Here is a 10485-nt window from a genome sequence, read left to right as displayed (position 1 = left end):
TGAATTACCTGAAAGGAGAGAAATCTTTCAAAGGCGGAATTCGGCGGAAACAGAAGAAAGCGGCACTGGTTGAGACATATCTTGCTGACATTCTCGCGGTCTGAAAGCTTTCATGCGTTTTCCCTGCCCCATTAGGTGAGGCAAGGCCCCACCAAGGCATCAACATTATCTGTCATTCATGCCTGAATGATAGATTTTGCCGATACTACTTGTCGTTGAAATTTATATATTCCGAATGTCTCATTTGGATTCCTCTGGTGTCGCTCTACCCTCTGAGTTCTCGTTGTAAAGCAACGAACATTGCGCCCTGCCATGTTCGAACGCCTCGGCAGTGTTCGAACTGCTCGGCAATGTTTCAAACAGCCAGGCAATGTTCGACCTGCTTCGCAACGAGACCCTCATAACAACAATCTCACACCCAGAGGCACATGCTCATGTCCTTCGAAAGGATTCGATTGTCCTCCCCCGGCTCGGGAGACACCTCATGCTGTCATTGATCGGCGTAGCCATCATCGTCATCGGCCTGGCACTGCGCCTCAATGCGCTGCTGGTGGTGCTGGTGGCAGGTTTCTCCTCCGGCCTGGTGGCCGGCATGTCACCCACTGAAATTCTCGCCGCGCTCGGTCAGGCCTTTACCGACAACCGCGCCGTCTCGCTGTTCATCATCACCCTGCCGGTGATCGGACTGCTCGAACGCAATGGACTGCGCGATCAGGCCGAACATCTGGTCCAGAAACTTCGGGCCGCCAGCGCCGGGCGTATCTCCTTCAGCTACCTGGTGCTGCGCAAGGCGACCAATGCCTTCGGCCTGCAGCTCGGTGGCCACCCGGCGATGATCCGACCGCTGGTCGCCCCGATGTCAGTCGGCGCCGCCGAACGTGATCTCCCCGAAGAGGCGCTGAGCTCGCCACGCTTCAAGGCTCTGAGCCAACGCATCCGCGTTCTGAATGCCGTCAGCGAGAACTTCGGCAACTTCTTCAGTCAGCTGATCTTCGTGGCTTCCGGCGGGTTGTTGCTGATCAAGAGCGTGCTCGACAAGAGCGGTGCCAGCGTCAGCCTGGCCGACATGGCGATGTATGCCATTCCCACCGCGCTGGTGTCACTGGTGGTGGTCTTCGTGCTCTGCCGCCGGCTGGACGCGCGCATTCGCCGTGAACAACAGCTGCTGCGCGAGGAATACCCCCAGCCCTCCGGCCAGACCAACGCGACACCGGGCAAGGACACCTTCACCACTTCTGCGACGGAGAGCCACTCATGAACGGTATCGACGCTCTCTACCTGATTACCGGCTTCGCCATCATGGCCTTTGCCGTCCTGACGCTCACCGATCGTGATCATCCGCGCAGGCTCGGCACCAGTGCCTTCTGGATGATCTTCGGCATCAGCCTGGCATTTGGACAATGGCTGCCCGATATCGTGATCGGGCTTGCCATGCTGGCGCTGGCCCTGCTGGCCGCCACCGGCCAGCTCGGGTTCGGCAACTATGGCCAGTTGAGCGATGAGGCACGTCAGGCGCGCCGCAAGCGTCTCGGGTCGCGCCTGTTCATCCCCGCGCTGGTGATTCCGGTCGGCACCTTCCTTTACACCCTCACGACAGGTCAGAGTGCGCTGGTCGGCCTTGGCGTCGCGACGGTACTGGCCTTTGCCGTGGCGCTGCTGCTGCTGCGCGAGAGCCCGGCGACCGGCATGCAGGAAGGTCGCCGCCTGGCCGATGCCATCGGCTGGGCCGCCATCCTGCCGCAATTCCTGGCTGCCCTTGGCCTGCTGTTCGATCAGGCCGGCGTCGGCCAGACCATCGCCGGGCTGGTCTCGAGCGTGGTGCCGGATACCAGCCTGGTTGCCTGCGTGATTGCCTACTGCGTCGGCATGGCCGTGTTCACCATGCTGATGGGCAACGGCTTCGCGGCCTTTGCGGTCATCACCTCCGGCATCGGCTACCCGCTGGTCATCGCGCTGCATGGCGGCAACCCGGCCATCGTCGGCGTGCTGGGCATGCTGTCCGGCTACTGCGGCACGCTGATGACGCCGATGGCCGCCAACTTCAACATCGTGCCGGCGGCCCTGCTGGAACTGGATGACCGCTACCACATCATTCGCGCACAGATACTGCCTGCGCTGGTCATGCTGGCCGCCAATATCAGCCTGATGCTGCTGCTGGCCTTCTGATCTCCCACTCTTACCCGCGCATCGATCACCGCCAGCCGTGACCCGCGGTGATCGATGCCAGCCAAGGAATGTCATCATGCGTCGTCTGCTACTCTGCGGCTTCGAGCCCTTCGGCACGGATAGCGTCAATCCCGCCCTCAAGATCATCGAACAACTGGACGGCCAGACACTGGCCATGCAAGGCCAGCCCGATGAGCGCTTCGAGATCATCACCTGCCGGGTGCCGGTGACACGCTACGCCGCGATTGACAGCGTCATCGAGGCCATCGGCCAGCACGCCCCTGACACCGTGATCATGCTCGGCCAGGCCAGCGGTCGCAGCGCCATCACGCCGGAGCGTGTCGCCATCAACCTGGATGACTATCGCATCAAGGACAACGGCGGCCACCAGCCGGTGGATGAGTCCATCGAGGCCGATGGCCCGGATGGCTGCTTCACCACCCTGCCGATCAAGGCGATGGTCAACGACCTCCAGGCGGCAGGCCTTCCCGCCAGCGTCTCCTACACGGCAGGCACCTTCGTCTGCAACCACCTGTTCTATGGGGTGCAGCGTCATCTGGCGGATAGCCCCACCCGCTCCGGCTTCGTGCATATCCCGGCGCTGCCCGAGCAGAGTGTCGATGGTCGCCTGCCGACCATGAGTCTTGAAAGCATGCTCGAAGGCGTACGGGTGATGTGTATCAGCGCCATGTCCCATCACAAGGATGCGCGCATCGGCGGTGGCAATATCAGCTGAGCGCCCCCATCGCGTCGCGGCTGAACGCCCGACGCCGACAGCTCCCCTGCAAGCCGGCATGCGTTACAATGCCGGCTTTCCCATTTCTAGCAGGTGGACACGATGACTCCCGAGACGCACATCCTGGTGCTGTATACCGGCGGCACGCTGGGCATGGTGGAAAGTGAACAAGGACTGGTACCTGCCGGTGACTTCGATGCACGTCTGCGCGCAGCACTGGAACAACTGCCCCCCAGCCGTCGTGGCCGTCTGCCCGCCTTCACCCTGCGCGAGTTTCCGCAACTGATCGACTCCTCCTCCGCGACACCGGCGGACTGGCACACAATCGCCAGCCAGATCGCGGACGCCTACGACAGCTTCGATGGCTTCGTCGTCCTGCAGGGCACCGACACCCTGGCCTGGACGGCCTCCAGCCTCGCCTTCCAGCTCAAGGGTACCGCGCGCCCGGTGATCGTCAGTGGTGCACAGTTGCCGCTGGAGGCCGAGCACAGTGACGCGCTGGGCAATGTCGAGCTGGCACTCACCGCCGCCGCCCAGCCGACCCTCAATGAAGTCGTGGTCGCCTTCGGTGGACAGCTGCTGCGTGGCGTGTGCACCCGCAAGTGGTACACCCAGGACCACCGCGGCTTCACCACGCCCAATGCGCCGCTGCTGGGCGAATGGGTCGATGACCGCGTCGTGCTCTACCCCGGCCGCCTGATGGATGATCAAGGCCCCGCCTTCGAGCTGCCCGACTATGGCCGCCTCGGCAAGGACAGCATCATTCGCCTGCCGCTTTACCCCGGCATCAGCGCCGAGAGCGTGCGTGTGCAGTTGATGCGCCCCGAGGTCAAGGGCGCCGTGCTGGAGTTGTGGGGCAGCGGCAATCTGCCGGAAGACAGCGAGCTTCTGGGGGTGTTGGCCGATGCGCGTGGCGAAGGCAAGCTGCTGGCCGGTATCAGCCAATGTCCGCACGGGCCGGTCACCATCGGCCACTATGCGGCCGGCGCAGGCCTGGCCACCGTCGGCGTGCTGTCAGGCGACGACATGACGCTGGAAGCGGCCTTCACCAAACTGCTGCATCTGGTGGCGCTCGATCAGGATGAGGACTGGCAGCGGGAACGCTTCCTGATGCCCTTGGTAGGCGAGCGCGCCAGCGGCCTGCTGTGAGCCCTGGCGGCCCCGCGTATCACTGAACTCTTGTCGCTGATCAGCGCGCGAACAGTCCCCAGGGTTGACCGATAGATAACAGAAAGCCCCCGCCAGGCATGCCTGGCGGGGGCTTTCTGTTTGCGCTGATAGGCCTTGGCTAATCCTTCACGCCAAGGCGCAAATCAACGGGCCAGCTGGTTCAACCGGATCAACCGGTGTTACGCAGACCGGCGGAGATACCGGCCATGGTCACCATCAGCGCGCGTGACAGCTCGGCGGAGATGGCGCCATCGGCGTCGCGATTACGCTGCAGCAGCTCGGCCTGCAGACCATGCAGTGGGTCGATGTAGGGGTTGCGCACATCGATGGCCTGACGGATCAGCGGCATATGCTCAAGCAGTGCCTGTTGATCGCGGATCTCCAGCACCACCTTCTCCAGGCGCTCGAGACGATCACGCAGCGATTGCCCCAGCGCCTTCAGGGCCGGCTCATCGACCAGACGCTGCTCGTAGTAGGCCGCCGTCGAGAGATCGGCCTTGGAGAGCAGCATCTCCAGCATGTCGACATAGGTGGAGAAGAACGGCCAGTCGTTCATCATCTCGCGCAGCACTTCCAGGCCGCCCTCTTCCTGCATGCGCGTGGCGAAGGCCTCGCCACTGCCCAGCCAGGCGGGCAGCATCAGACGAATCTGGGTCCAGGCGAAGATCCACGGGATCGCGCGCAGCGTCTCGACGCCACCATCCTGACGCCGCTTGGCGGGGCGGGAGCCCAGCGGCAGGCGTGCCAGTGCGGTTTCCGGTGTTACCGAGCGGAAGTACGGCACGAAGTTCGGGTCTTCACGCACCACGCCGACATAGGCCTTGTGCGCGATACCGGCCAGGCGATCCATCTCGTCACGCCATTGCTGCTTGGGTGCCGGCGGCGGCAGCATGCTGGCTTCCAGCACCGCGCAGACATAGATCTCCATCGAGCGACTGGCGATGTCGGGCAGACCGAACTTGAAGCGAATCATCTCGCCCTGCTCGGTGACGCGCAGCGAGCCGGTCACCGAGCCCGGCGGCTGGGAGAGGATCGCCGCATGCGCCGGGCCACCGCCACGACCGACCGTACCACCACGGCCGTGGAACAGGGTCAGTTCGACACCGTGACGCTTGGTGACTTCCACCAGCGTTTCCTGGGCGCGGTACTGTGCCCAGGCAGCCGCCAGCTGGCCGGCGTCCTTGGCGGAATCGGAGTAACCGATCATCACTTCCTGACGGTCACCGGCCTGCTCGCGATAGATCGGCATGCCCAGCAACGTGTCGATGACGGGGCCTGAGCGGTCCAGATCATCCAGCGTCTCGAACAGCGGCGCGATCGGCAGACGCACATCACCGCCGATCTCCTTCATCAACAGTGCCACCGCCAGCACATCGGAGGCCTGACCGGCCATCGAGATGATGTAGGTGCCCAGCGCCTCGCGATGCTCGCGCGCGATGACCTTGAAGGTATCCAGCACCTCGCGCGTGTCGGTGGAGCATTCCCAATGGCGCGGGATCAGCGGGCGACGGCCAGCCAACTCCTTGGTGAGGAAGTCACAGCGCTGCTGCTCGTCCCACTCGAAATAGCTGCCCAGCCCCAGCGTCTGACTCAGTTCGTCGAAGACCTGCGCGTGACGCGTGCTTTCCTGACGGATATCGAGCTTGGTCAGGGTGACACCGAAGCAGGCCACGCGGCGCAAGGTGTCGAGCAGTGCGCCGTTGGCGATGGTGTCCAGCCCCACATCGCACAGCGAGCGGTAGCAAGCCAGCAGCGGCGTATACAGCTGCTCGCGGGTCTCGATGATATCGACGCCTTCGTGGCGCTTGCCGTCCAGGCCCGCCTTGGCCCAGTCACGCGTGCTTTCCATGCGCAGGATCAGGCGGCGCAGGATCTCGCGATAGGGTTCGGCCACATCGCCGGCCTCGGCACGCAGGGCGGCCGTGCACTTCCACATCGACAGCTCCGACTTGAGCTGTTCGAGGTCGCGAAGGTAGAGGTCCGCCGCCATCCAGCGTCCCAGCAGCAACACGGTCCGTGTCACGCTGGCGGTGACATTGGGGTTGCCGTCGCGGTCACCACCCATCCAGGAGGCGAAGCAGATCGGTGCGGCATCCAGCGGCAGGCGCTCACCGGCGGCGTCCAGCGTCATCTCGTCAAGCTGACGGTGGAAGTCCGGCACCGCTTGCCACAGTGAGTTCTCGATGGTGGCAAAGCCCCACTTGGCCTCATCCACCGGCGTCGGACGCTCGTGGCGGATCTCGTCGGTGTGCCAGGCCTGACTGATCAGCTCGGTCAGGCGTGCACGCGCGAGGGTCGCCTGTTCCGGGCGATCACAGGCGCCTTCCATCTGGGTCAGACAGCCCTCGATGGCATCGTATTTCTGGATCAGGGTGCGGCGGATGACTTCCGTCGGGTGCGCCGTCAGCACCAGCTCGACACGCATCGCCGAGAGCTCCTCGACGATCTTCTGCGCACTGAAGCCACGCTCGCGAATGCGCGTGATCAGCTCGCCGAGGTCCGGCTGGCTGCCGGGACGATAATCCTCGACGCGCTTGAAGCGGCCACGGTAGTGCTGCTCGGCGATGTTGGAAAGATTCAGAAACTGGTTGAACGCCCGGGTGACCGGCAGTAGATCACCATCCGGCAGATCACGCAGATAGTCGATCAGCTCATGACGGGCGGCCTGATCGCCCTGCTGGCCCTGTTTGGCCAGGGCGCGGATGCGCTCGATGCGTGCGACGAAGTCATCGCCGAGGTCGGCCGCGATGGTCTGGCCGAGGTTGTCACCGAGAATACGCACGTTATCGCGCAACGATTCATGCAAGTCGTGACTCATGAAACCCTCCTTGGGAGTGACGGTGCTGCCGCGGTCATCTTCCCCTGTCACCAGGGGCACACAGTCAGATAGCTGACAACAGATTCCCTCATTGCGCAAAGACACCTGATGACAACCGGCTGAGGGAAGACACCGGCCTGGCGCTGGTGAAGACACTGGCGCGAAACGGAAAGACCCGCGGCGCAGCAGACCGGAAAGCAGGACAAGACTCGCGTCCTGATCGCTTCCCCTCAGCATACGACCGCGGGCCTCGGCTCCACAATCCGACTATCGCGTAAACTTACTACATTTTTCCAAATGCCCTTTTCCCAATACCCTGCGACGACGCTCCCTCACCGAACCAGCGGCGTCACCGGACGCGCTGCTGACGTCGCACCCTCGCCCTGTCGCGCCTGCTCAGCCGCACGTTCCTGGCGCTTGGCCTCATCCCAGTGCGCATCCATCTCGGCAAGCGAGGCCTCATCCAGCGTGCGCCCTTGCCCGGCGATCGCGGCTTCCACATGGCGGAAGCGTGATTCAAAGCGTGCATTGGTGGCGCGCAGCATCTGCTCCGGGTCCGCCTTGAGGGTGCGCGCGAGATTGACCACCGCGAACAGCAGATCCCCGACCTCCTCGCGCGCATGGGACGTATCACCCTCGGCCAGAGCTTCCTCGACTTCGCCGAGCTCCTCACGAATCTTGGCCAGCACGCCACTCGTGTCGGGCCAGTCAAAGCCCGAACGCGCGGCCTTCTTCGAGAGCTTGGCCGCCCGCGTCAGCGCCGGCAGGCCAAGTGGCACACCATCCAGCACGCTGTCGCCGGCAGTCTGGCTGGCAGGCGCGTCAGCGGACTCCTGCTGCTTGAGCGACTCCCACTGGGCGTTGAGCGAGCCTTCGTCGACCTCATGAGTAGCGATGCCCTCACGGCGCGACGCGAGGGTGCCATCCGGGAAGACATGTGGATGGCGGTGCAGCATCTTCTCGGTCAGCACATGGATCACGTCGTGGAAATCGAAGCGTTGCTGCTCACTGGCGATCTGGGCGTAGAAGACACCCTGAAACAGCAGGTCACCCAGTTCCGCCGGCAGCTCCTCGAGCACGCTGGCATCGGCCGCGGCGCGCTCGATGACATCGGCGACCTCATAGGCCTCCTCCAGGGTGTGCGGCACCAGACTCGCGTAATCCTGGCGGCTGTCCCACGGGCAGCCGTACTGCGGGTCACGCAGCACGGCCATCAGGGTCAGCAGGTCATCGAGGGTATAGCGCGTATCGACTGGCGTGGCCGTCTCTTCGCCAGGTTCCCGACTTTCAGCAGACTCCAGCCTCATGCCTTGTCGCCCCCGACCCGCAGGCGCTTGACGTCGATGATGTTGGGCAGCTGCTGGATGCGGGCGAACACGCGCCCCAGCACATCGAGATTCTCGACTTCCAGCGTGATCTTGAGCGTGGCGATGTTGTCGAGCTGATCGGTGCGCGTGTTCACCGACAGCACGTTGACCTTGTCGCCGCTCAGCACGTTGGTGACATCACGCAGCAGACCGGAGCGGTCCCAGGCCTGGATCTCGATATCGACCGGATACTGATTGCGCGAACGCTGACCCCAGTCGACATCGACGATGCGACGTGGCTCGTCCGAGCGCAGCTGGATCAGGTTCGGGCAGTCCTGACGGTGCACGGTCACGCCGCGCCCCTGGGTGATGAAACCGGCGATCTGATCGCCCGGTACCGGGTGACAGCAGTTGGCCATGGTGGTCTTCAGATTGCCGACCCCCAGCACCATGACAGCGTCGGGCTTTTCCTTGCCCTGCGGCTTGCGCTGGCGCAGCAGACGCTCGAGCTGCTCCTGATCATCGGTATCGCCGAACAGCTGCTGGGCCTGATGCAGTACCTGGCCGACGCGCAGATCGCCCGCGCCGATGGCGGCGTACATGTCATCACGCGTCGGGTAATTGACGGCGTTGGCCAGCTTGTCACGGTCGAGATTCTCCAGCGCCAGCCGCGAGAATTCCTTCTCGAGCAGCGCCTTGCCCTCATCGACGTTCTGATCACGTGCCTGCAGCTTGAACCAGGTCTGGATCTTGGCGCGGGCCCGCGAGGTGCGTACATAGCCCAGATTCGGGTTGAGCCAGTCACGGCTCGGGCCGCCCTTGGTGGCGGTCAGGATCTCGACCTGCTGGCCGGTCTTGAGCTTGTAGGTCAGCGGCACGATGCGCCCGTCGACCTTGGCACCCCGGCAGCGATGGCCGACCTCGGTGTGCACGCGGTAGGCGAAGTCGATCGGCGTCGCGATCTTGGGCAGGTCAATGACATGCCCTTCCGGCGTGAAGACATAGATGCGGTCCGGCGCGACGTCGGAGCTCAGCCCCTGACGGATCGCTTCCTGGCCGCCGTTCTCGCCGACTTCGTCCTGCCATTCGAGCACCTGACGCAACCAGGCGATCTTGTCCTCGTAGCTGCGGCTCTTGTGGCCGACATCGTGACCCTTGTAACGCCAGTGGGCACACACGCCCAGCTCCGCCTCCTCGTGCATGTCGAAGGTACGGATCTGGATCTCGATGACCTTGTTGCTCGGCCCCACCACCGCAGTGTGCAGTGACTGGTAGCCATTCTTCTTGGGGTTGGCGATGTAGTCGTCAAACTCATGCGGCACGTGGTGCCAGCGCGAGTGGACGATCCCCAGCGCCGTGTAGCAATCGCTGACGGTGCCGACCAGAATCCGTACCGCGCGCACGTCATACACCTGGGAGAAGGCGATGCGCTTGATCTTCATCTTCCGCCAGATGGAGTAGATGTGCTTGGCGCGGCCCGCGACATCGAAATGCTTGATGCCCTGCTCGCTCATCAGAGTGCGCATCTCGACCAGCAGGTCGGCGATGTAGTGCTCACGCTCCAGGCGCTTCTCGGACAGCTGCTTGGCGATGGTCTTGTATTCATCCTCCTCGCGGTAGCGGAAGGACAGGTCCTCCAGCTCCCACTTGAGCTGACCGATGCCCAGGCGGTGCGCCAGCGGCCCGTAGATATCGAAGACTTCGCTGGCCACGCGCATGCGCTTCTCGCGCGGGGCATCCTTGACGTGACGCAGGGCGACGGTACGTTCGGCGATCTTGATCAGCGCGATGCGCACGTCATCGATCATCGACACCAGCATCTTGCGCAGGTTGTCCTGCTGGTCATGCTGCGCCATGCCATGACTCGGCGCCTGCAGCTGACTGATGGCGGCCATGTTGAGCACGCCATCGATCAGGCGGGCCACTTCCTTGCCGAAATGCTTCTCGATGGCCTCAAGCCCCAGATGCCCTTCACGCACCGCGCGATAGAGCACGGCCGCGACCAGCGCCGGTTGGTCGAGCTTGAGTTCCGACAGGATGTCGGCCATCTCGAGACTGAAACGGAAACTGCGCAGCGGCTCGCGCCACGGCTTGTCACCGCGGGCGTCCGCCTCGCGCGCCACCTTGAGCGCCACTTCACAGGCCTGCACCATGACCTCGGCATTCACCGACGGGACTTCCTCGCGCAGTCGCGCGACCCACACCGGGATGTCCACACCACCGCTATCGGTCAGCGGCTGATCTTCGCGCACCTTGACCATGACCCTATGTCCTTGAATATCTTGCCA

Annotated in this window: 7 protein-coding genes; 4 read left to right on the top strand and 3 right to left on the bottom strand. The window is 63.6% G+C overall.

Annotated elements, in window-relative coordinates:
- Positions 1 to 484 precede the first annotated feature (484 nt).
- The 4 genes from IZU87_RS15275 (at position 485) to IZU87_RS15260 (ending at position 4051) form a co-directional block, all read left to right on the top strand.
- A complete protein-coding gene (locus IZU87_RS15275) occupies positions 485 to 1258 on the top strand; it encodes a DUF969 domain-containing protein (RefSeq protein WP_107335306.1) in 774 nt (257 codons plus the stop codon).
- Positions 1255 to 2166 carry a DUF979 domain-containing protein gene (locus IZU87_RS15270; protein WP_213115078.1) on the top strand — a complete coding sequence of 304 codons (912 nt, stop codon included), beginning with the start codon at positions 1255 to 1257 and terminating at the stop codon, positions 2164 to 2166. Before IZU87_RS15275 ends, IZU87_RS15270 begins: the two co-directional genes overlap by 4 nt.
- Before the next feature lie 76 nt (positions 2167 to 2242).
- Positions 2243 to 2902: a pyroglutamyl-peptidase I gene (gene pcp / locus IZU87_RS15265; protein ID WP_213115077.1), complete on the top strand. Its 660-nt coding sequence runs from the start codon at positions 2243 to 2245 to the stop codon at positions 2900 to 2902.
- 102 nt (positions 2903 to 3004) lie between these two features.
- Positions 3005 to 4051 (top strand): asparaginase, encoded by a 1047-nt coding sequence (locus tag IZU87_RS15260; RefSeq protein ID WP_213115076.1) that lies wholly within the window; start codon positions 3005 to 3007, stop codon positions 4049 to 4051.
- Positions 4052 to 4241: 190 nt separating this feature from the next.
- On the opposite strand, the gene ppc is transcribed toward IZU87_RS15260, so the two are convergent.
- The 3 genes from ppc to relA all read right to left on the bottom strand — a co-directional run bounded on the left by ppc (position 4242) and on the right by relA (position 10458).
- Positions 4242 to 6890 carry a phosphoenolpyruvate carboxylase gene (gene ppc, locus IZU87_RS15255; protein ID WP_043331859.1) on the bottom strand — a complete coding sequence of 883 codons (2649 nt, stop codon included), beginning with the start codon at positions 6888 to 6890 and terminating at the stop codon, positions 4242 to 4244.
- Positions 6891 to 7222: 332 nt separating this feature from the next.
- Positions 7223 to 8197 carry a nucleoside triphosphate pyrophosphohydrolase gene (gene mazG / locus IZU87_RS15250; RefSeq protein ID WP_213115075.1) on the bottom strand — a complete coding sequence of 325 codons (975 nt, stop codon included), beginning with the start codon at positions 8195 to 8197 and terminating at the stop codon, positions 7223 to 7225.
- Positions 8194 to 10458 (bottom strand): GTP diphosphokinase, encoded by a 2265-nt coding sequence (relA, locus tag IZU87_RS15245; RefSeq protein WP_043331860.1) that lies wholly within the window; start codon positions 10456 to 10458, stop codon positions 8194 to 8196. The genes mazG and relA overlap by 4 nt, the downstream gene beginning before the upstream one ends.
- Positions 10459 to 10485: the final 27 nt, after the last annotated feature.

The organism is Cobetia sp. MC34, from assembly GCF_018340035.1.
GTDB classification, from domain to species: Bacteria; Pseudomonadota; Gammaproteobacteria; order Pseudomonadales; family Halomonadaceae; genus Cobetia; species Cobetia amphilecti.
The sequence above is the reverse complement of the archived record's forward strand: the minus strand, read 5'-3'. Positions and strand labels throughout refer to the sequence as shown.